At 63.0% G+C, this 20814-nt stretch carries 23 protein-coding genes; 22 read left to right on the top strand and 1 reads right to left on the bottom strand.

Translation table 11 applies throughout. The annotated features are described in order from the left end of the window. The first annotated feature begins 11 nt into the window (after window positions 1–11). Together VII69_05640 and VII69_05635 are read left to right on the top strand one after the other, a co-directional pair. The gene (locus VII69_05640; protein ID HEY5094574.1) at window positions 12–1646 is read left to right on the top strand and encodes a CTP synthase; all 1635 of its coding nucleotides are present in this window, start codon (window positions 12–14) and stop codon (window positions 1644–1646) included. Beyond that, on the top strand, window positions 1589–2401 hold the full coding sequence (locus VII69_05635; GenBank protein HEY5094573.1) for a glycosyltransferase family 2 protein: 813 nt from the start codon (window positions 1589–1591) through the stop codon (window positions 2399–2401). The genes VII69_05640 and VII69_05635 overlap by 58 nt, the downstream gene beginning before the upstream one ends. Here VII69_05635 and VII69_05630 read toward each other — a convergent pair. Further along, window positions 2398–2796, bottom strand: coding sequence for a PilZ domain-containing protein (locus tag VII69_05630; GenBank protein HEY5094572.1), 399 nt, complete (start codon window positions 2794–2796; stop codon window positions 2398–2400). The two genes, VII69_05635 and VII69_05630, sit on opposite strands and share 4 nt — an antisense overlap. 191 nt (window positions 2797–2987) lie before the next feature. On the opposite strand from VII69_05630, the gene VII69_05625 reads away from it, so the two are divergent. The 20 genes from VII69_05625 to mltG all read left to right on the top strand — a co-directional run bounded on the left by VII69_05625 (window position 2988) and on the right by mltG (window position 20773). After that, on the top strand, window positions 2988–4082 hold the full coding sequence (locus tag VII69_05625; protein HEY5094571.1) for a glycosyltransferase family 1 protein: 1095 nt from the start codon (window positions 2988–2990) through the stop codon (window positions 4080–4082). Next, entirely contained in the window at window positions 4079–5578 is a 1500-nt protein-coding gene (locus VII69_05620; protein ID HEY5094570.1) for a copper amine oxidase N-terminal domain-containing protein, read from the top strand. Before VII69_05625 ends, VII69_05620 begins: the two co-directional genes overlap by 4 nt. Further along, window positions 5551–7155 carry an ABC transporter substrate-binding protein gene (locus tag VII69_05615; GenBank protein HEY5094569.1) on the top strand — a complete coding sequence of 535 codons (1605 nt, stop codon included), beginning with the start codon at window positions 5551–5553 and terminating at the stop codon, window positions 7153–7155. Before VII69_05620 ends, VII69_05615 begins: the two co-directional genes overlap by 28 nt. A gap of 3 nt (window positions 7156–7158) precedes the next feature. Beyond that, complete coding sequence (locus tag VII69_05610; GenBank protein ID HEY5094568.1) at window positions 7159–8724, top strand: ABC transporter substrate-binding protein; 1566 nt, start codon at window positions 7159–7161, stop codon at window positions 8722–8724. Next, window positions 8717–9067: an HIT domain-containing protein gene (locus tag VII69_05605; GenBank protein HEY5094567.1), complete on the top strand. Its 351-nt coding sequence runs from the start codon at window positions 8717–8719 to the stop codon at window positions 9065–9067. Before VII69_05610 ends, VII69_05605 begins: the two co-directional genes overlap by 8 nt. Then, window positions 9052–9822 carry an NAD-dependent deacylase gene (locus VII69_05600; GenBank protein ID HEY5094566.1) on the top strand — a complete coding sequence of 257 codons (771 nt, stop codon included), beginning with the start codon at window positions 9052–9054 and terminating at the stop codon, window positions 9820–9822. Before VII69_05605 ends, VII69_05600 begins: the two co-directional genes overlap by 16 nt. A 176-nt stretch (window positions 9823–9998) precedes the next feature. After that, window positions 9999–10916, top strand: a complete 918-nt coding sequence (locus VII69_05595) for a metallophosphoesterase (protein HEY5094565.1) — start codon at window positions 9999–10001, stop codon at window positions 10914–10916. A gap of 230 nt (window positions 10917–11146) precedes the next feature. Beyond that, a complete protein-coding gene (gene rpsU / locus VII69_05590; protein HEY5094564.1) occupies window positions 11147–11317 on the top strand; it encodes a 30S ribosomal protein S21 in 171 nt (56 codons plus the stop codon). 81 nt (window positions 11318–11398) lie between these two features. Further along, window positions 11399–11854: a GatB/YqeY domain-containing protein gene (locus VII69_05585; protein ID HEY5094563.1), complete on the top strand. Its 456-nt coding sequence runs from the start codon at window positions 11399–11401 to the stop codon at window positions 11852–11854. Next, complete coding sequence (locus tag VII69_05580) at window positions 11851–13206, top strand: NfeD family protein (protein HEY5094562.1); 1356 nt, start codon at window positions 11851–11853, stop codon at window positions 13204–13206. Before VII69_05585 ends, VII69_05580 begins: the two co-directional genes overlap by 4 nt. 124 nt (window positions 13207–13330) lie before the next feature. Beyond that, window positions 13331–14341 (top strand): flotillin-like protein FloA, encoded by a 1011-nt coding sequence (gene floA, locus VII69_05575; protein HEY5094561.1) that lies wholly within the window; start codon window positions 13331–13333, stop codon window positions 14339–14341. Window positions 14342–14348: 7 nt separating this feature from the next. Then, window positions 14349–14894 (top strand): hypothetical protein, encoded by a 546-nt coding sequence (locus VII69_05570; protein HEY5094560.1) that lies wholly within the window; start codon window positions 14349–14351, stop codon window positions 14892–14894. A 17-nt stretch (window positions 14895–14911) separates the two neighbouring features. Further along, window positions 14912–15865, top strand: coding sequence for a PhoH family protein (locus VII69_05565; GenBank protein ID HEY5094559.1), 954 nt, complete (start codon window positions 14912–14914; stop codon window positions 15863–15865). Continuing rightward, complete coding sequence (gene ybeY / locus VII69_05560) at window positions 15846–16316, top strand: rRNA maturation RNase YbeY (GenBank protein ID HEY5094558.1); 471 nt, start codon at window positions 15846–15848, stop codon at window positions 16314–16316. Before VII69_05565 ends, ybeY begins: the two co-directional genes overlap by 20 nt. Then, complete coding sequence (locus tag VII69_05555) at window positions 16313–16675, top strand: diacylglycerol kinase family protein (protein ID HEY5094557.1); 363 nt, start codon at window positions 16313–16315, stop codon at window positions 16673–16675. The genes ybeY and VII69_05555 overlap by 4 nt, the downstream gene beginning before the upstream one ends. Window positions 16676–16771: 96 nt before the next feature. Beyond that, window positions 16772–18076, top strand: coding sequence for a hemolysin family protein (locus tag VII69_05550; GenBank protein HEY5094556.1), 1305 nt, complete (start codon window positions 16772–16774; stop codon window positions 18074–18076). A 25-nt stretch (window positions 18077–18101) separates the two neighbouring features. Beyond that, entirely contained in the window at window positions 18102–18545 is a 444-nt protein-coding gene (gene cdd, locus VII69_05545) for a cytidine deaminase (GenBank protein ID HEY5094555.1), read from the top strand. Window positions 18546–18585: 40 nt separating this feature from the next. Further along, window positions 18586–19359, top strand: a complete 774-nt coding sequence (gene recO / locus VII69_05540; protein ID HEY5094554.1) for a DNA repair protein RecO — start codon at window positions 18586–18588, stop codon at window positions 19357–19359. Next, window positions 19356–19784: a Holliday junction resolvase RuvX gene (gene ruvX, locus VII69_05535; GenBank protein HEY5094553.1), complete on the top strand. Its 429-nt coding sequence runs from the start codon at window positions 19356–19358 to the stop codon at window positions 19782–19784. Before recO ends, ruvX begins: the two co-directional genes overlap by 4 nt. After that, complete coding sequence (gene mltG, locus VII69_05530; GenBank protein ID HEY5094552.1) at window positions 19784–20773, top strand: endolytic transglycosylase MltG; 990 nt, start codon at window positions 19784–19786, stop codon at window positions 20771–20773. The genes ruvX and mltG overlap by 1 nt, the downstream gene beginning before the upstream one ends. Window positions 20774–20814 lie beyond the last annotated feature (41 nt).

Raw genomic sequence — 20814 nt, 5'->3', positions numbered from 1 at the left:
GCGAGGCGTCCATGAGCAAGTACATATTCTTCACGGGCGGTGTTGTCTCGTCGCTCGGCAAAGGCATCGCGGCATCGTCGCTCGGCAGGCTCCTCAAGAGCCGGGGCATCAAAGTCAGCATCCAAAAGTTGGACCCGTACATCAATATGGACGCGGGCACGATGAACCCCTACCAGCACGGTGAGGTGTTCGTCACTGAAGACGGCGCCGAGACCGATTTGGACCTCGGCCACTACGAGCGCTTCATCGACGAGAATCTCTCGCGTCTGCACAACGTCACCACCGGACAGATCTACGGCGCGGTCATCGACAAAGAGCGTCGCGGCGACTATCTCGGCGGCACGGTGCAGGTCATCCCGCACATCACGAATGAGATCAAGAACCGCATCAAGCGCGTGGCCGAAGCCGGCGATGCGGAAGTCTGCATCGTCGAGGTGGGCGGCACGGTTGGCGACATCGAATCGTTGCCGTTCCTCGAAGCCATCCGGCAATTCAAGCACGAAGTCGGCGACGATCACGTGATGTACATCCATCTGACGCTCGTTCCGCACCTCGGCGCTGCCGACGAGCTCAAAACCAAACCCACGCAGCATTCGGTGCGCGAACTTCGCGCCATCGGCATCTCGGCGGATGCCATCTTATGCCGGACGGAATTTCCCCTCACCCAGGAGACGAAGGAGAAGATCGCGCTCTTCTGCGACGTTCCGGCGTCGGCGGTCGTGCAGAGCCGCGATGCGCAGAGCATCTATCAAGTGCCGCTCAATCTGGAAGCGGAAGGACTGGCCGATCAGGTCTGCCGCAAGTTCGGCTTCACCGACCGGCAGCTCGACCTCGACGATTGGCGCGCCATGGTGCGCAACATCCAACGCCCGAAGGGCAGCGTCAAAGTGGCGCTCGTCGGCAAATACGTCGAGCTCAAGGACGCGTACATCTCGATCAACGAGGCGCTCTATCACGCGGGCGTCGCGCAAAATGTCGCTGTTGAAATCGTGCGCATCGACTCTGAAGCGCTCGAAGAGCGAGGCGTTGAGGCGCTCGACGGCGTCGCCGGCATCCTCGTGGCGCCCGGCTTCGGCGCGCGCGGCATCAAAGGCAAGATGCTTGCGATCAGACACGCCCGGGAGAAGATGGTGCCGTTCCTAGGCATTTGTTACGGTATGCAGCTCGCGTGCGTGGAATTCGCGCGCAACGTCTGCGGCTTGGATTTCGCCCACACGCGCGAAGTCGAACCGGAGACCCCGCATCCGATCATCGATTTCATGGAGAATCAACGCAACCTCAAAGTCATGGGTGGCACCATGCGGCTCGGCGCGTATCCCTGCACGCTCAAACCCGGCTCGCTTGCCGCCGAAGCATACGGCGAGCTGGATATCAGCGAACGCCACCGCCATCGTTTCGAATTCAACAATAAATACACCGAGATCTTCGAACGTCACGGCATGGTCTTCTCGGGCCGTTATGTGGCGGCGGATCTGGTCGAGGTCATCGAGCTTCCGGCGCATCCGTTCTTTTTAGGCACGCAAGCGCATCCGGAATACAAATCGCGGCCCACTCGGCCCGCGCCGTTATACGGGCGGTTCGTGGCTGCGTGCGTCGAATTCGAGCGCGCGCGCACCGCAGACGCAGCCCACCGCGACATCGCCTGAGTCCCGCCGACGTCACCTTCGTCGTGCTGACGAAGGACGAAGAGAGCAGGATCGAACGCTGTCTGCGTTCGTTGCCCGACGATGCGCCTCGCCTCGTCTACGATGCCGAATCGACCGACGCGACGGCCAGCATCGCACGAGCGCTCGGCGCAGAGGTCGTTTCGCAACCGTGGTCTGGATTCAGCAAAGCCCGGACCGACGCAGCGGCGCTCGTCCGAACGCCGTGGATCTTCATGCTGGACGCAGACGAGCGGCTGACTCCCGAATTACGTGCCGAAATAATGGCGCTGCAACCGCAAGCGGATATCAACGCGTACTCGGTCGCGCGGATGAATTTCTTCTGCGGGCGTTGGATTCGAGGCGCGGGTTGGTGGCCCGATCGTTTGATCCGGCTCTTCCGAAAAGGCAGCGCCGTTCTCGATGCGCGCAATCAGGACTCGGCGCAGGCGCTTCACGAGACGTGGCGTGTTTCCGGCGCTTGCGTGCAGTTGAATGCGCCGCTCGAACACCGGTCGTACGATGACGTCCTCACGTACCGGCGCAAATTCGCGCGCTACACGGCGATAGAAGCGGAGGGCGTGCGCGGCAAAGTCGGGCTGTGGTCGCTCGTCTCAGCGCTGGCTATGGTGCCGGTGCGCGCGCTGTGGCTGCTGATAGGTCGCCGAGGACTGCTCGATGGCTGGCGCGGGGCATACGTCTGCGCGGGCAGTGCGTGTTACCCGGCGGCGGTAAAATGGAAAGCGCGATTGGGTTAGTCGGCAGCGACGGCGACGCGAGCGGCCTGACGTTCGATGTATTGCGAAAGCAAGCGGCGGTCGGCGGCGTGCGTGGAGTGAAAACGTACGCCGAATTCCGCGCCGGACGCGTCATAGGTGTACAACGTGTGGATGACAAGTGCCGACAATTGCAGTTCGGTGCCGTTCGCGACGCGCAATGAGAGGCAGATCTCGTCGCCCGGTTTGATCTGCGCGGTGGTTTGGATGCGAGCGCCGCTCACCGATAGATCGACGAGTCGCACCGGAGCCAGCTGACCTGTTGAGATGGACGTGAGGACCGATGTGTCAGCCATCGACCGTCGCAAATGGGCGCGCTCGCGCGATGCCTGCGCAGCCTTGGCGCTCCATGCGAAAAGTATCCCGGTCAGGCCCACCGCGCCCCTCCTCAGGGTCTTTCTCGCCCGGTCCGACGAATAAATAGGCGAAGAACTGTTTTGTGACGTAACATACTCCACACCCTGCCAACTATGGGGCGAATTGATTAGAAGTGACCAATCATACTCTGCCCTTATAGGTCGCGTGGCCACGACCAAGGCCAAAAGCCCTACAAGTCGAACGAGCGCCCATGCCGCCGCCGAACGTGGTACTGGACGCTCGGTTCACGCGCCAGATGTCCGTCGGCATGAAAACGTACGTGCGCGAGCTCGTCGCTCGCCTGCCGGGCGTAGCCCCCGATCTCAATTTCATAATCGTGACCAACGCCGACATTCACGCTCCCAGCGTCGAGGTGATCCGGATCAGCGATGCAGCCGCCGCCAATTTTTCATTTGGTGAACAGGTCACGCTTCCCCGGCTTATGCGAGGCCGCGCCGATCTCAGCCACTTCATGTCGGTCTATGCTCCGCGATTCTCGCCCGTGCCGTTCGTGTACACCATTCACGATCTCATCCACCGCCGGTTTTCGGAATACTTCTCCTGGAAGATTCCGGTGTACTACACGTTCGTCGCAAAACCGCTCGCTCACGCCGCGCGTGCGGTGATCACCGATGCTCGCGCCACATTGCCGGATCTCAAACGTCATCTCGATCTTGCTGAAAGTTCAGTGCGCGTGGTTCCGTTGGGCGTCGCAGAAAAATACTACGTCGAGGAATCGGCGCGCGCCGTGAGATCTCACGCAGCGCGCGAGCGGTTCGGCCTGCTCGCACCGTACGTGTTGTACGCCGGCAATCACCGCAAGCACAAAAATCTCGAAACGCTTGCGGAAGCGTGGAGCAAGCTGGAAGTGCCATGCGATCTCGCGCTGACCGAGGACGGACCGTTCACATTTGTGAGCGATAGGTACGCTTCGAGATACGGAAGAATTGTGCCGCTCGGGCATGTGGACGTAGAGGATCTCGTAGCGCTGTACGCGGGATGCGCGGCTGCGGTGCAGCCGTCATCGTATGAGGGGTTTGGATTGTCGGTGCTAGAGGGGATGGCGGCGGGTGCGCCGGTGATCGTCTCGCAAACGCCGGCGCTGCTCGAGGTCGCGGGCGACGCCGCGCTCACGTTCGCGCACGACGACGCTGCGTCGTTGGCGGAACAGTTGAAGACCGTGATCGCGGGAGGACCCGAGATCGACGCGCTTCGCGCCCGAGGGCGCAGCCGCGCGCGAGCATTCACTTGGGATCGCACGGCGCGAATGACCGCCGACGTCTACCGTGAGGCGCTGCGCCTGTGATCGCTCTCGTCCTTGCCGCACTCATCGGCGGCCCCGCGACGGTCGTGTTCGTGGACGGCACGAAGCTGCCCGCGAGTTCAGTCGTCACCGTCAAGGATAAGACGTACGTGTCGCTGCGGTCGGCGGCCGGTGCGTTGAACGCCGATGTCGCCTTCGACGGCCATGCGAAGACCGTCACCTTCACGACGGTCGTCCGCCAAGTAGTCATGCGCATCGGCGAACCAAGCGCGCTCGTCAACGGCCAGCGCGTCGCCCTCAACGCGGCGCCGCTTCTCATGCAGGGCCGCGTGATGTTGCCGCTGCGTTCGCTTGCGGCCGGCCTTGGCGCCAGCGTCGCGTTCGACGGCCCGGCGCACCGGGTGCTGATCACGTCGGCCAACAGCTCTGTTGTGCCGTCGGGAGCGGCTTCGTCGACGCAAGTCGCGCTCTCTCGCACGCTGCAGGGCACGGTGAATCGCGTCGATCTCACCGGGAGTTCACCCGCGGTCTACATCGGCGTCGATCAACAGGAATATCGCATCGCGGTGCCGCCCGGCGTCAAGATCCAATTTCGCGAGACGCGCGGCAACATCACGGGCAACGGGTCCATCTCTCAGGTCCGGCCGGGCGACACACTTATCGCGGTGCTTGACGGTGCCGGCGCGCTCGCCTCGATCGCAGATATCTTCACCGGCTATACCGGAACGGTGGCCAGCGTCGCCGGTTGGAGCATGGTCTTGACGAATGGACGAGTGGTCAACGGCGACAAGGCGGCCACCGCCGTTTCTCTCGACGGACAAACTGCGACCCTTGGCGATCTGAAAGCCGCGGATATGGTCACGGTGCGGGCGGATCCAAAAACGGGCAAAGTCCGCGACGTCGTCGCGCTCTCCCCGGCGGCGCCGGGTTCCACGGCGACTGCCGCACCGCAACCCGATGCTTTGCGTATCGACTCAGTCAGCGACAACGCCGACCAGGCGCTGCGCGCCGGTCAAGTGCTGGACGTCGTCGCAAACGGGTCGCGCGGCGCCGACGTCTCATTCGATATCGGAGACCTCGTGGGCGGCGTTCAAATGCCGGAGACACAGCCCGGCCGCTACGAAGGTTCCTTCGACGTGCAAGTGGGCACGAATTTCATCAACGCGCCCATCATCGTGCGGGCAGCGAAAGGCACGGTCCGCGCACAGGCGGTCGCCGCCGACCCGCTCACGATCATCACCACCCCGCCTTCCGTCAGAGAAGCGGCACCGGCGTCGGGCGCTTCGGTCAACAACCGGCGTCCAAGCCTATTCGCCACGTTCGCGACGCTCGGAGATTTAGGAATGCAGGTTGATTCGCTTCGACTATGGGTGGATGGAATCGACGTTTCGGCTGCCGCCATCCGCACGTCCGATTTCATCTCGTATCTTCCGCAAGACGATCTCGGCACGGGCCCGGTTTCCGTGAGGCTTCGCGGCATCGATACCGCCGGCAATGCGCTGGAATACAAATGGTCCTTCATCATCTCCGGATCGTAGCAGCCGGCATGCGCGCGGCATTCGTTCTTTTCGCGGTGACCTTGCTCAATGCAGGATGCGGCGGCCCACAGACAAGCGCGGGCGACACGCTGATCTTTGGGCGCAACAAAGACGCGGTGTCCTTGGATTTTGCGTTGGCGCCGGACGGCAATTCGCTGAACGTCGCACGCTCCACGTCAGAGGGTTTGACGCGTTACAAACCGGGTTCGTTCGATGTCGAGCCAAGCTTGGCCACTTCCTGGACGGAAAGCAAAGACGGCAAGACGTGGATCTTCACTCTGCGGAACGGCGTGAAATTCCACGACGGCACGGCGTTCGACGCAGACGCGGTGAAATTCAACTTTGACCGCTGGCGGTTCACGAACAACCCGTATCACAAGTGGGGCGACTTTGCGTACTACGCCAGCCAATTTGGCGGTTACCCGGGCACGATCGCGCGCGTGACGGTGCTCGCGCCCGACCGGGTGGAATTCGGTCTCACGCGGCCGGTGGCACCATTGCTCGTCGACTTCGCCATGCCGTCGTTCAGCATTTCCTCGCCGGCCGCGGTGAAGAGCCAAGGCGAGAATTACTTCCTTCACCCAATCGGAACCGGCCCATACATGCTGACCGAGTGGGTGAGGGACGATCACATCACGCTGACGGCATTTCCAGACTACTGGGGTGTGAAGGCGAAGATCAAGACCGTCATCCTGCGTGACATACCGGACGCCTCCACTTCGCTGCTCGCGCTACAGCACGGCGACATCGACGGTTGGGAATACCCTCAACCCGACATATTGCCGCAGATCCGCAAAGATCCCAAACTGACCGTCTATCACCTGCCGCCGAATAATCTCATGTTCTTGTCGATGAACGAATTGCATGCGCCGTTTACAAACGTGCTGGTGCGGCGCGCCATCGCCGAGGCCATCGATACGCGTGCCATCGTGCGCGACTTCTACGATCCATCTGCCGTTCCGGCCGACGAGTTCTTGCCTGCGGCCGTACGCCCGCACGGCGTGGTCACGCCGTACGCGTACGATCCTGTCGACGCGCGCAGATTGCTCGCGCAAGCGGGCTTCCCCCACGGATTCACCACGCATCTTTGGTTCATGACCGCGCCGCGCCCGTATCTTCCGGAGCCGCAACGCGTCGCCGAAGCGATCCAGCAAGATCTTGCGAAAGTCGGCATCCAAGCCACGATGCAGGGTTTTGAATGGGGCGTTTACCTCGCGAAAGTCCAAGGCGGCGAACACGACCTTGCGCTCTACGGCTGGTCCGGCGACAATGGCGACCCCGACAACTTTCTCTACGCCCTTCTCGATAAGGACAGCGCGAGACCGCCCGGTGCGAACAACGTCTGTTTTTGGAAGAACGATGCCTTTCATGCGTTGATGATGGCGGGCCAAGTGGAAACCGATCCCGTGAAACGCGACGCGATCTACAGAAAAGCGATATTGCTCGTGCACGATCAAGTGCCGGCCGTTCCTATCGCGCACAATTCGCCGCCGACCGTCTTCCGGTCCGGCGTGAACGGGTTCATACCGAATCCGGACACCGCGGAAGACTTCAATCTGATGTCGTTGAGCCACTAGAGCGTGCGACGGATATTCGCGGCGGCAGCCGCGGCCGCCGCGATCCTCGCCGCCGGTTGTGCCTCCGGGCCGGCACAAGACCGGCCGCTCGTATTCGGCCGCAACAAAGATGCGGTGTCGCTGGATCCCGCCATCGCCACCGATGGTCTTTCGTTCAATATCGCGCGCGTGACGCTGCAAGGATTGACCCACTACCACTTGGGCGGATTCACGCCCGAACCGCAATTGGCCACTTCGTGGACATCGAGCGCCGACGGACGGACGTACACGTTTACCCTGCGGCGCGGCGTCATCTTCCAAGACGGCACGCCGTTCGACGCTGCGGCCGTCAAGTACAATTTCGATCGCTGGATGAAAGACGATCCGCATTTCTCGTACTTCCATAGCCAATTCGGGTCGTACCCGAGTGTCATCAAGTCGGTCGCGGTGGTTTCGCCGTACGAAATCCGCGTCCAGTTGCGCTCGCCTGTCGCGACATTCATCGCCGATCTCGCGATGCCGGCCTTTTCGATCTCGTCGCCCACAGCGCTTCGGACGCTTGGCGAAAACTACTACACGCAGCCGAGCGGCACGGGACCGTACGAAGTAGCGGAGTGGGTGAAGGACGACCACATAACGCTGAAGTCGTGGTCCGGATACTGGGGAAAACGTCCGAAGATCGGCACCGTCGTCGTGCGCGACATCCCCGACCCGGCTACTGCGGTGCTCGAGCTCGAAAAGGGCGACATCGACGGCCTGGAGTTTCCGCGCCCGGACGACCTTCCCGCCCTGCAAGCCAATGCCAAGTTTCGCGTCTATCGGCAGCCGCCGAACAATATCATGTATCTATCCATGAACGATCAGTTGAAGCCGCTGAACGACGTCCTGGTCCGGCGCGCGATCAACGAGGCGATCGACACGCATGCGATCGTCAAGAATTTTTACGATTCGGCGGCGATCGTCGCGACCGAATTCGTTCCGCCGGAGGTCTGGCCGCACGGCGTGAACACGGCGTACCCCTATGACCCGGCCGGGGCGCGCAAACTCCTCGCGCAGGCGGGATATCCTCATGGGTTCTCCATGCCCTTGTGGTACATGACGCTGCCGCGTCCGTACGTGCCCGAACCGCAGCGCGTGGCGGAGGCCATACAGAGCGAGCTGCGATCGGTAGGGATCACCACGACGCTCACTGGTATGGAATGGGGAATGTACCTCGTGAAGGTCGGCAGCGGCGAACATCATCTCGCGCTCATGGGCTGGACCGGCGACGACGGCGATCCCGATAATTTTCTCTATCCGCTGCTGGACAAAGATAGCGCGGTCGCGCCCGACGCCAACAACACTGCGTTTTGGATGGATGAGCCGTTTCACCGGCTGATGCTGGCCGGACGTTCGACCCTGGATCGCGCGGCGCGAGAGAAAATCTATCGCGAGGCGCTCGCGCGTATTCGGGATCAAGCGCCGGTGGTGGCGATCGTCCACACGTCCCCGCCGATCGTCTTCGACGCCGACGTGCTCGGCTATATCCCGAGCCCGGATAGTGGGTTGCACTTCGAGACCATGTCTTTCGCGGGAGGGCCACATGACTGAGACGTGCATATTTTGTGAGATCGTCGCGGGCAAGTTCGGCACGCATTTCTTGTACGAAGATGAAGATGTCGTCGCGTTCACCGACATCCACGCCGTCGCGCCGAGTCACGTGCTGGTGGTTCCGCGCGCGCATTTGGCCGATCTGCCGGCCGCCGCCGCTGCCGGCAACGCGCCGGCGTTGCTCGGAAAGCTCATGAGTGTCGCCGCGAAGATGGGCGAGCCGGCGGTGAAGGACGGCGGCTATCGGGTCGTGCTCAACTCAGGACCGCAGGCAGGGCAGACAGTTTTCCATCTGCATATGCACGTGATGGCAGGACGGCATTTCGGCTGGCCGCCGGGTTAGAAGCTGCCGGCGTTATCGCTGGATGGCTTTCGCGCGCGCGCCACGCCGCCGTGCTGACGGGCGCCGGGATATCCGCCGAAAGCGGCATTCCGACTTTTCGCAGCGGAGCGACAGCGCTGTGGCGCGGCTATCGGCCGGAGGACCTTGCAACGCCGGAGGCCTTTGCGCGTGAACCCGAGCTGGTGACGCGGTGGTATCGGATGCGTTTGCAGATGGTGCTGGAAGCGCACCCGAATCCCGGTCACGTCGCGCTCGCTCGGATCGAACGCAGCTTCGGCAAACGCGACGCGGCGTTCTGTTTGCTGACGCAAAACGTCGACGGGCTGCACGTGGAGGGCGGATCGCAAAACGTGGTCGAGCTGCACGGAAGCATTCGAACGTGGCGGTGCGTCGGCTGCGCGAGGGAAGTTTCGATTTCAGGCGGGCCGGCGCGGCCGAAATTCGATGCAGACAGACCTATCGTCTGCTCGTGCAGTACGCTGATGCGGCCGGGAGTTGTGTGGTTCGGCGAGATGCTACCACAAGTCGCGTGGGAGCGCGCCGAGCACGTCGCGTCGGCGGCGGAAGTCTTTATCGTCGCCGGCACGAGCGCGGCGGTGTATCCGGCGGCCGGTTTGGTCTCCATCGCGAAACGAGCCGGCGCATTTGTCGTCGAAGTCAATCCGGAATCCACCGAGGCGACACCGCTTTGCGATCTCTCCGTGCGCGCGCCGAGCGGCGTGTTCTTGCCGCTCGTGTGGGAACAAATGGCATAGTCTGGCCTCTGTAGGAGGGTGAGCAACTCGTACTAGGGTGAGCAACGCTCACCCAATTGGGCACGCGATGCTTGCCTTAGTACAATGGCCCTCCTACCAAAAAACGGGGCAAGCGATGCTTACCCTAGTACCGACAACCGCCAGGGCCGAGCCCGCAGCGGGAATAAAGACGGACGATGCTCGCGCTTATCTTTGCTCTAGCGCTGCTCGCGCAGCCGCTCCAATCTCCGGCGCCGGCCGCACAACCGAATATCGAGATCGCTGCCGCCGGCGACATCGCTTGCGACCCGTACGGCACTATCGACAGGACGCTCAAAACGCTGCTCGGATGGTGCCGGATGGCCGATACCGCGCGCCTGATCGAGGGCAGACATGTGGACGCGGTGCTCGCGCTCGGCGACGAGCAATACCAGAGCGCGACAACGGACGGCTTCGCGCGCTCGTACGACTTGTCGTGGGGCAAGCTGAAGTCGATCACGTATCCGACGCCCGGCAACCACGAGTACTACACGCCGGACGCAGCCGGATACTTCGCGTATTTCGGTGCGCGAGCCGGAGACGCCGCGAAAGGCTACTACAGTATCGACCTCGGCGCGTGGCACATCGTCTCACTCAATGGAAACTGCGACGAGGTGGGCGGCTGCGACACGGGATCTCCACAGGAGCGCTGGCTGCGCACCGACCTCGCAAATCACAGGGATCCGTGCACCCTCGCGTTCTGGCATCAGCCGCGATTCTCGTCGGGCGGCCATCATTCGGATGTGCAATACACGGCGTTTTGGGATGACCTCTACGCCGCCGGAGCCGATGTCGTTCTGGGAGGCCACGATCACGACTACGAGCGCTTTGCGCCGCAAACACCCGACGGCAAGCTCGACCAAGCTCGCGGAATCCGAGAATTCGTCGTCGGCACCGGCGGCAAGAGCCACGATTTTTTCAGCTGGACGGCTGCCAACAGCTTGGTGCGGAACTGGACCACCTACGGGATTCTGTTCATGACCTTGCGGTCGGGGGCTTACGATTGGCAATTCGTGCCGATCCCCGGAGAGCGCTTCGCAGACGCGGGCGGCGGCACGTGCCACGGCCGAAGCTAGCCCTGGGCCGTCCCGAAATTCGGAACGTTTTCGATTTTGCCTGAAATCGCAAGCCGGAACCCGCCGGTACAGCGCTGGTGCGCAAGGGGCACCATCCGATAGCTCGAACCAGTGCCTCAACTAGTCGCTATAAATGTACCGGGTGCGGGCTGAAGGCCCGCTTCTCGTGTCTCAAGCGCTAGCAAACGGACGCGCCAAGGCGCGCCGAAGGCGAAGGGGGTGTGTTGAATATGGAAACAAGAGTCGGTCCGAACGAGTCCATCGAGAGCGCCCTCAAGCGGTTCAAGAAGCTTTGTCAAAAGGCCGGTGTGCTCGCTGAAGCGCGCCGCCACGAGCACTATGAAAAGCCGAGTGTTCGCAAGAAGAAGAAGTCCGCAGCGGCGCGCAAGCGGCGCACGTAGGGGCTTGACGGGTAAAGGTTCTTCCTTGGGGCGTCCGAAAGGTCGCCCTTACTTTTGGCCACAGACGCCAAATGGAGCAGAATGCCAAGCATCCTTGAGCGACTCCATGCCGACCTCAAGACCTCGATGAAAGCGCGCGACGCCGAACGTACCGATACCATTCGCATGGCGATCTCGGCCATGAAATACAAGCAGATCGACGCCATGGCCGCCCTCGCGGACGCTGACCAAGAAGACGTATTGCGCAAGCAGGTCAAGCAGCGCGACGACTCGATCGAACAGTATTCCAAAGCCGGCCGCATGGATCTCGCAGACAAAGAGTCGCGCGAGCGCGTCATCTTGATGGAATATCTTCCCAAAGAGCTATCCGCCGACGAGATTCGTTCGCACGTCGGTGAGCTCGTTCGCTCGCTGCCCGCCGACGCAAAATTCCCGGAAGCGATCAAGGCTGCCATGGCCGCGCTCAAAGACAAAGCGCCCGGCAAGGCGATTCAGGAAGCTGTTCACGCCGCCATGGATGCGAGGGCTGCAACGTGATTCGTTCGCGTCGGCTGCGTCCGCTGCGCATGGCCGCGTGCGCGGCCTTCATCGCGGTTGGCCTCGTCCCGTGGTTTGCGATAGCGGGCAGCGCCGGCGCGAGCGCGCCGTCCGCGCGGCTCGTGCAAGTGGTCGACATCGACGACGAGATCAACGCAGGCATGTCGCATCGCGTCGCGAGCGCGGTCGACGAAGCACGGGCGAACGGCGCGAGCGCGCTTTTGGTGCGGATAAACACCGACGGCGGGTCAGTGGACGACGCGCTCGACATCAGTCAGGCACTGACGGACGTTGGCATACCGACGATCGCGTTCGTCACCGGCCGCGCTTGGTCGGCAGGCGCGCTCATCGCGCTGTCCTGCGATAAGATCATCATGGAACCCGGATCGAGTCTGGGCGCCGCGCTCCCGATCACGATAGGCGTAGGCGGTGAGAGTCCGGTCGATGAGAAGATGATCGCGGCGTTCCGGTCCAAGATGGAAGGTTTGGCCCAAGCTCACCATCGCGACACGCAGATCGCGGCCGGTTTCGTGGATCCCGAAGTCGTTATCCCGGGCCTGAAGAAAAAGGGGCAGATACTTTCTCTCAATCCGCAGCAAGCGCGCACGCACGGTTATGCAGACGCGATCGAATCCACGCAAGATGGCGCACTGGCGTTCGCCGGTTTCTCGGGTTCGCGCATCGCGATCTCGGAGCCGACCTGGGGCGAACGGATCGCCGAATTCGTCGCACAGCCCGCGGTGTCGGGCCTGCTGCTGACCATCGGATTCTTGGGCATCCTCGTCGAGATGCAGACGATGCATCTCATCGCCGGGATCATCGGCGTCGCAGCGCTCGGACTCTTCTTCGGCGCGCACGTCGTCGCGGGCACGTCGAATTGGGTGATCACCGCACTGTTCGGACTCGGCGTCATCGGATTGCTGTTCGAATTCCACGTGCTGCCCGGCCATGGGATATCGGGTCTCACCGGAAGCGCGCTCATCCTTGCGAGCATCGTGCTCGCATTTGGAAGCGGCGTTTGGATATTGGGTCTGACGACGACGGCCATTTCTCTCATCGTCTCGATCGCGATATTCATCTTCTTGTTGCGCTGGCTGCCGGAGAGCGCGCTCGGACGAAAGTTCGCGTTCGCGGGTACACAGTTGCCATCTGAGGGCTATGTCGCCGCCACTGCGCCGACGTACCTAGTAGGTAAGGAAGGCGTCGCTGAGTCCATGCTCCGGCCCGCCGGAGTGGTGGTGGTGGACGGCAAGCGCTATCAAGTGCAGACCGAGGGCGACTTCGTGCCCCCGCAGACCAAAGTGATCGTGCATCGCGTCGAAGGCGCGACGATCGTCGTCAAACGGTTGTAAGCCGCGAGCGTGCGGCGGGTGTCGCGCGCGCCCGAAAGGAAGTCGACCGCTTCCGCAACTTTCCAGCACTTTAGGCTACGCGCGAGAGCGCTAGGAGCGAATCACAGGAATGGAAGGCCCAAGCTTGTTTTTCTTGTTCGTCGCCGTCCTCGCGTTCATCGCGCTCATGATTTTTTTGTACTACTTCCCGTTCGGGTTGTGGATCAGCGCTCGCGCCGCCGGCGTACCCCTCGGCATCTTCAGCCTCGTGCGGATGCGCATCATGCGCGTGTCGCCGTCGATCATCGTCAATAACCTCATCGTCGCCACGAAGGCCGGCGTGCACGTCACCACCGACCAACTCATCGCGCACTACATGGCGGGCGGCCACATCGACGTCGTGATCGGGAGTTTGATCGCCGCGCAACGCGCGCAGGTCACCCTCGATTGGGGTCAGGGCGCTGCCATCGATCTGGCAGGCCGCAATCCACAGGAAGCGCTGGCGGCATACGTGACACCGAAAGTCATCGAGACGCCCATCTTTCAGGGCGTGGCCAAAGACGGCATTCAATTGAACGTCAAGGCGCGTATCACCGTCAGAACTAAAGTCGAACGCATCGTCGGCGGCGCCGGCGAAGCCACGATCATCGCGCGCGTCGGCGAAGGCGTGGTCGCGGCGGTCGGCAGCAGTCTGGACTACAAAGAAGTGCTCGAGAACCCCGACCACATCAGCAAGACGGTCCTCTCAAAAGGACTCGATGCGGGAACCGGGTTCGAGATCGTCTCCATCGACATCGCCGATGTCGATGTCGGCCGCAACGTCGGCGCCGACCTGCAAACCGCGCAAGCGGAAGCCGACCGCCGGGTCGCGCAGGCCAAAGCCGCGGAACGCCAGTACGCGGCGCTTGCGCAAGAACAAGAGATGAAAGCGCAGACGCAGGCGATGCGAGCCAAAGTCGTCGAGGCCGAGGCGTTGGTCCCCGCAGCGATGGCAGAGGCGTTTCGCAGCGGCAACCTCGGCGTGATGGATTACTACCGCATGAGAAACGTGCTCGCCGACACCGAGATGCGGCAGACGATCGCAGGCCAGTCGACGGGCGGCGGGCAGCAGGGTGGGACGCCGCCGACCTCGCCGACGAATCCGCCGACGTCGTAGGCGGCACATGTCCGGATTTCTGATCGCAGTTTTCGTCATCTTATGGGTGGTGAGCGCGATCAACTCGGTGCGTAAGGCGGTAGCGAAAGCGAAAGCTGCAGCCGGCGGCCCCGATGCGGTTCGCGCGCAGATAGAGGCCGCAGCGGCGCAGAGCGACAGCGTGGCCCGGACCGCGGCGGCGCAGCGGGCCGCGCGCGCCTTGCGGACGAGAATGCAAGCGGCTGTAATGCCGAGCCCGGCGCCCGCCGTGCAAAGACCGGCAGCGCTTCCGTATTCCGCACCGCCGGCAGATCAGGCGATGACGTCGCTCACCCCCATGGAAGCGCCGACCATGCCTGCGTTCGATACGCCCGGACTCGATTCCGGATTCGCCGTTTACTCACCGAGCGCGCTTGGATCTTCCGGAGGCGGCGCGAGAGGCGCTGCGTTCGCAGGGCGGCAGTTTTTGGTGACCGAAGGCGCGACCGTCGCCGCAGCCGCGATCATCGCGGCGGCCATCATCGGGCCGCCCGTCGGACTGCGTGCAGGCAACCAAAGCGCGAGCGACTGGTAAGTCCGCAAAGGATCACGTTGGCCCAAGCGACATCCGAATCGATCATCTCCATCCGCGGGCTCAACGACCGCTTGCGTCTTTTCGGACATCTCGATGCGAATCTCGACGCGCTGGAACGCGCGACGCTTGCGCGCGTGCACGTGAACGGCGATGAGATCGTGATCGCAGGCGACAAACGCGCCGTCTCGACCGCCGCGGCGGCTATGAAGCGGCTCGTGCGCGCGGCGTTGGACGGCCGCGAACTCACCGTTGAGGACGTCGGCCACGCGCTCGCGACCGACATCGACGAAAACCAGCGTGCCGAAACGGCCGAACCGCTTGCGGTGACGCGCAAAGGCCGGCCCGTGCGCCCTCGAAGCGCGGGGCAGCGCGCATTCGTCGAGGCGGTGGGCGCGAACACGTTGACGTTTGGCATCGGACCCGCCGGTACGGGCAAGACCTTTCTCGCGGTCGTGCTGGCGCTTGAAGCATTGCGGTCGGGCAAAGTGCAGCGCATCGTGCTCTCGCGGCCAGCGGTCGAGGCCGGCGAAAAACTCGGCTTCTTGCCGGGCGACCTCCAGGAAAAAGTGGATCCGTATCTTCGTCCGCTTTTCGACGCCCTGGGGGAGATCATGGAACCGCAAGCGGTGCAGCGCGCATTCGAGCGCGGACAGATCGAAGTGGCGCCGCTTGCGTACATGCGCGGACGCACGCTCGCGGAATCGTTTGTCGTCCTCGACGAAGCGCAGAACTCGACCGACGAGCAGATGAAGATGTTCCTCACGCGCATCGGCGCCGGGTCGCGAATGGTCGTCTGCGGCGACGATACGCAAATAGACTTGCCCAATCCATCGGGCTCGGGACTGCTTCGGGCACAATCGTTGTTCGGTTCGTCGCGCGATATCGCCGTCGTCCGGCTGACGGAAGCCGATGTCGTGCGCCATCCGCTTATCCGCACCATCATCGAGGCGTATGGCCGGCGGCAGCGCTAAACGGACGCCCGGCACGGGCCCGCGCGTCCAGATCAAGGCGGCGAAGCCCTGGCGGGGCGTGCGACGAACGGCGCTTGCGACCGCGGCGCTGGCCACTCTGGCGCATGCCGCGCCGAAGGTCTGCGGCGACATCACGGTCGTGCTCACCACCGATAGCGCGATCCGCAAGTTGAACCGGGAATACCGCGGCAAGGATCAAGCCACCGATGTGCTTGCGTTCGATATCGGCAACGGATTGGACGCGGGAGAGCCGTTCGGCGACGTCGTGATCTCGGTCGAGACGGCGCGACGCCAAGCGCGGGAATACGATGCGCCGCTGCAGACCGAAGTGGTGCGCCTTCTCGTCCACGGTACGCTGCATCTGTGCGGGTACGATCATCACGAGCGGCGCGAGGCCGCGCGCATGCACGGGCTTACGAGGCGACTCGTGTCGAGGTTGACCGCATCGTGAGCAGCGATCGTTCGTTCGCGCACGCCGTGATCGATGCAGTGGACGGCATCTATCATACGCTCGTCGAGCAGCCGAATTTCCGCATCCAGTTCGTGCTCACCGCCGTCGCCGTCGCCGGCGGACTCGCGCTGCGATTCGGTCCATGGCAATGGGCGGTTGTGACACTCAGCTGCGCGTTCGTGCTCACCGCCGAACTGTTCAACACTTGTCTGGAGCACGCGATCGATCTGTACCAACCGGAAAACCACCCGCTCGCGCGCGCGGCCAAGCACGCCGGCGCAGCGGCGGTCTTGGTGGCCGCTATCGCGGCGGGAATCGTCGGCGTCTTCGTCTACGGCAGCGCGCTGCTTGGCAAGTAATCCTTTGCGCCGCGGCGAAGCATTAAGTACCAGAGGAGCTATGACGGACACATCCGGCAGTAGGCGGTCCGGCAGTCTGCCGGACGAAATTCACGCGTGATCGATCCAAAAACGCTGGCGTTCGTCGGCGTGATACTCTTGATAGCGCTTGCCGGCTTTTTCGCCGCCTCTGAAGCTGCGCTGCTGGCTTTGACGCGCGTGCGCATCTTGCAGCGCCCCGCGGACGAAAAAACTCAAGACTTGATGCGGCTGCATGACGGCCGCGATCTCTATCTGACCACGATCCTCGTGGGCAACGTCATCGTCTTGCTCGTGGGTGATTCACTCGCCACGTGGCTTGCCATCGCGGCGGGCATCACAAAGCCGGTGTTCTGGGCCACAGTCCTGATGACTGTCTGCGTGCTCATCTTCGGGGAAATCGTTCCGAAAATGGTGGCGGTCCAGAATCCCACCATTTGGGGGCCGCGGCTGGCACCGTTCTTAAAGGCGGCCCGCTTTGTGCTGTGGCCCATCACGCAATTCATGCTGTTCATAACCCACTGGATGATCCGGCTCGTCGGCGGAAAGCCGAGCGCCAAGGGACTGTATGTCACCGAAGACGATATCCGCACGCTGGTAGAGGTCGGCGAAAAGCAAGGCGTCTTGGAAGAAGAAGAAAAGGAGATGATCCATTCCATCTTCGAGATGGGGGATACCGTGGTCCGGGAGGTCATGACGCCGCGAACCGATATGGTATGTGCAGACGTGGACCAGCCTATCACGAAGGCCGTCGATCTGGTCATCAAGGAAGGCTATTCAAAACTTCCGGTCTATGAAGGCAACATCGACCACATCATCGGCGTCGTCCACGACCGCGAACTGCTTATCGCCGTGAGCCGGGGCGAACAGGACGGCGTGCTCCGCCCGCTCATGCGTCCCATAAAGGCGATTCCGGAGAACAAAAAGATCGACGAGCTCATGCGCGAGATGCAGGCCGAGAAAGTGTCGGTCGCGATCATCGTCGACGAGTACGGCGGGACGGCGGGCCTCGTGACGATGGAAGACCTGCTCGAAGAGATCGTCGGCGACATCATGGACGAGTACGACGCGGAAGAGAGCGACAAAGCGCCCGATATCGTACGGCTGCCGGACGGCGAGGTGGTCGTCGACGCCCGTATGGGGATCGACGACGTCAACGACCAGCTCGGGCTGCACCTGCCGACCGAGGACTTCGAGAGCATTGGCGGTTATACGTTCGGCCTTTTCGGTCGGGTGCCGCTGCCGGGCGAGCAAGTCGCAATCGACGGCGGCGTGACATTAGTCGTAGAAAAAACCGCCGGGAGAAGGCTGCTGTCGGTCCGAATCAAACCGCCGACAGCGCCAAACGGTTCACGCCCTGGCGCTTCGTCGCGCGACACTTAGGCAAGGACAACGGTAGGAGGAGCACGTGCCGAGACTTGACGATGCGCGAATCGACGAGTTGGTCATCAAGGCGTGGGAAGCGCGGCTGAACGCGTACGCGCCGTACTCGCAGTTCCATGTAGGCGCCGCTTTGCTCTCCGCGGATGGGCGCATCTACACCGGTGCGAACATTGAAAATGCATCGCTGGGATTGAGCATGTGCGCGGAACGAGTCGCACTCGGGGCGGCCGCAGCCGCCGGTGCGCGATCGTTCGCTGCTATCGCCATCGCCGCATCCGACACACTCGGCGTGACGCCGTGCGGTGCGTGCCGCCAAGTGCTTTCCGAATTCAACGCCGACCTGCCCGTTCTCCGCTGCAAGCCCGACGGCTCGTACGTCATGCTGTCGCTTGCCGATCTTGTGCCCTCGGCTTTCACCGGGCGCGGCATGGGCGACGACCGGCGCGCCCCCGAACTCAGCGGGGTCTAGCCAGAGTCTTTCTCAAGCACAGCCCTCCCAACGTGACCGCGTGAAGACCTACACCGTCGAAGCGATCGTGCTGCGCCGCAGGCCGCTCGGCGAAGCCGATCAGATACTGACGTTGTTGTCGCACGAGCGCGGCAAGATTTCGGCCGTCGCAAAGGGAGCGCGCAAGACCCAGAGCAAGTTCGGAGCCCGCCTCGATTTCTTCAATCGCGCGATCATCACGCTGCATGCCGGCCGGAGTCTCGAAATCGTGACCGGTGCGAGCAGCGTCGGCGGCGCGTGGGAACGCATCGTCGAGCCTGACGCGTTCGCGTTTGCCTCGTACGTCGCGGCGGCGATCGACGATCTCTGCGAGAGCGGCATGGCCGTGCCGGAACTTTTCGACGTCGTGCGCGAGACGCATGACGCGCTTTCGGCGGGCATCTCGCCGGGAGCGATCGCGGCGGCGGTCGACCTCCACGTCCTTGCGGCGCTCGGCTTAGCGCCAGAGCTGGCGGCATGCGCACGATGCGGCGATCAGCTTGGGCGCAGGCCTCTTGCCGGAGGCCGCGCCACGCTCTCGCCTTTTGCCGGCGGCTTGATATGCCGCAGGTGCGCACAAGATCCCGCACTGATCGAAGTTTCCCGCCGCCCGGGAGAGCAATCGCTCACGGTGACGTCGCGCGAGCTTGCCGCGCTGCGCACGCTCGCATCGGCCGATCTCGCGGACCTCGCAGGTCATGAAGCGTTCGCATCGCTCGCATCGATCACGCACCCATTCGTCTTGCATCATCTCGGCAAACGCTCGAGGTCGCTGCTGGCGGCCGACCGGTCGTGAAGGGCGCAGTCTTGGGTCTGGATGTGGGCTCGGTGCGCATCGGCGTGGCGGTTTGCGAGGGTGATGATCTCCCCGCGATGCCGCTGTGCACCATTGACAGCGCGTCGCGTGATAAGGACGTGCGCAGGATCGTCGCTTTGGCTGCGGAGCGAAGCGCGCAGACCTTGGTCGTCGGCTATCCGTTGAAGCTCGATGGTTCGCATGGTCCCGCTACCGAAAAAATGGACAAATTCGTGGCGGCGCTGCGCGACGCGTTCGACGGCGCCGTGGTCACAGCCGACGAACGCCTCACAAGCGCGGCGGCAAATCGGAAGCTTCTGGACACCGGGCTGTCGGGCAGCAAACGGCGCGTGCTCGTCGACCGGCTCGCTGCGGTCGAGATCCTGGAGGGCTGGCTCGCGCAGCAACGGAGAGCCCAGCCGTAGTGCGCGCCGCGATTATTTCGGCGCTGGGCACCATCGTTGTTTTTGCGCTAGCCGCGGGTTGCTATGCGTGGTGGCTTGTCGAAGCCGATACCGCGCTGCCGGCACAAGCGGTCACGCTGGAAGTTCTGCAGGGAACCAGCGTCGCCGGCATCGGCCGTCAACTCGAAGACGCCGGCGTGATCCGTTCCGCGTCTGCGTTCGGAGCGTTTGTCCGCGTGCGCGGCGGCGGGCGCGACATCCAGGCGGCGGATTATGATTTTGCGCCGCATTCATCGATTGCGACCGTTGTCGGCGTGCTCGAAGCGGGCGGACGGCCGCCGACGATTTGGGTCACGATTCCCGAGGGCTTCACGGCCTCGCAAATCGGCGCCGTGCTTCAACGGCGCGGCATTGGAACGCGCGATGAGTTCATGGCGGTCGTGCGCTCGACGAACATGAAGTTCGGCGCGGTCACGACGCGCGGATTGGAAGGCTTTCTTTTTCCGGACACCTATCAATTGCGCCGCGACGCGACGCCGCGCGACGTCGCGGCCACACTCACCGCGCGATTCATGCGTGAGCTTCCCCCAGACTACGCCGCCGCGGCGCGAAAGCTTGGCCGGACGGTGCCGCAGGTGGTGACGGCCGCGTCGCTCATCGAGCGCGAAGCCAAGGTCGACGTCGAGCGGCCGCTGATGGCAAGCGTGTACTACAACCGGTTGCGGCGAGGCATGCCGCTACAGGTCGACGCGACGATCGAGTACGCGCTGCCTACGCACAAGACGGCGCTGTCGTTCGCGGACCTGAAGATCGACAGTCCGTACAACACGTATCTGTACGCGGGTTTGCCACCAACGCCGATCGCCAACCCGGGCCGGGCGTCGCTCGATGCCGCTTTTCATCCGGCCGCGACCGGGTATCTGTACTATGTGTACAAAGGCAAGGGCCGGCACCAGTTCTCAAACACGCTCGACGAGCAGCAAGCTGCCGAGCGCCGCTTCTTGCCATGACCGCGGGTCAAAAATGAACCCGATACCCGGGACGCGAATAC

The organism is Candidatus Eremiobacteraceae bacterium (assembly GCA_036511855.1).
Classification (GTDB): domain Bacteria; phylum Vulcanimicrobiota; class Vulcanimicrobiia; order Eremiobacterales; family Eremiobacteraceae; genus JABCYQ01.
This window is presented reverse-complemented; position numbering and strand designations above follow the sequence as displayed.

Coding starts and splice junctions, on each gene's coding strand:
- VII69_05640 (HEY5094574.1), top strand. CDS start 12: ATGAGCAAGTACATATTCTTCACGGGCGGTGTTGTCTCGTCGCTCGGC.
- VII69_05585 (HEY5094563.1), top strand. CDS start 11,399: ATGCCAAGCATCCTTGAGCGACTCCATGCCGACCTCAAGACCTCGATG.
- VII69_05570 (HEY5094560.1), top strand. CDS start 14,349: ATGTCCGGATTTCTGATCGCAGTTTTCGTCATCTTATGGGTGGTGAGC.
- ybeY (HEY5094558.1), top strand. CDS start 15,846: ATGGCCGGCGGCAGCGCTAAACGGACGCCCGGCACGGGCCCGCGCGTC.
- VII69_05595 (HEY5094565.1), top strand. CDS start 9,999: ATGCTCGCGCTTATCTTTGCTCTAGCGCTGCTCGCGCAGCCGCTCCAA.
- VII69_05615 (HEY5094569.1), top strand. CDS start 5,551: ATGGTCCTTCATCATCTCCGGATCGTAGCAGCCGGCATGCGCGCGGCA.
- VII69_05605 (HEY5094567.1), top strand. CDS start 8,717: ATGACTGAGACGTGCATATTTTGTGAGATCGTCGCGGGCAAGTTCGGC.
- rpsU (HEY5094564.1), top strand. CDS start 11,147: ATGGAAACAAGAGTCGGTCCGAACGAGTCCATCGAGAGCGCCCTCAAG.
- VII69_05625 (HEY5094571.1), top strand. CDS start 2,988: ATGCCGCCGCCGAACGTGGTACTGGACGCTCGGTTCACGCGCCAGATG.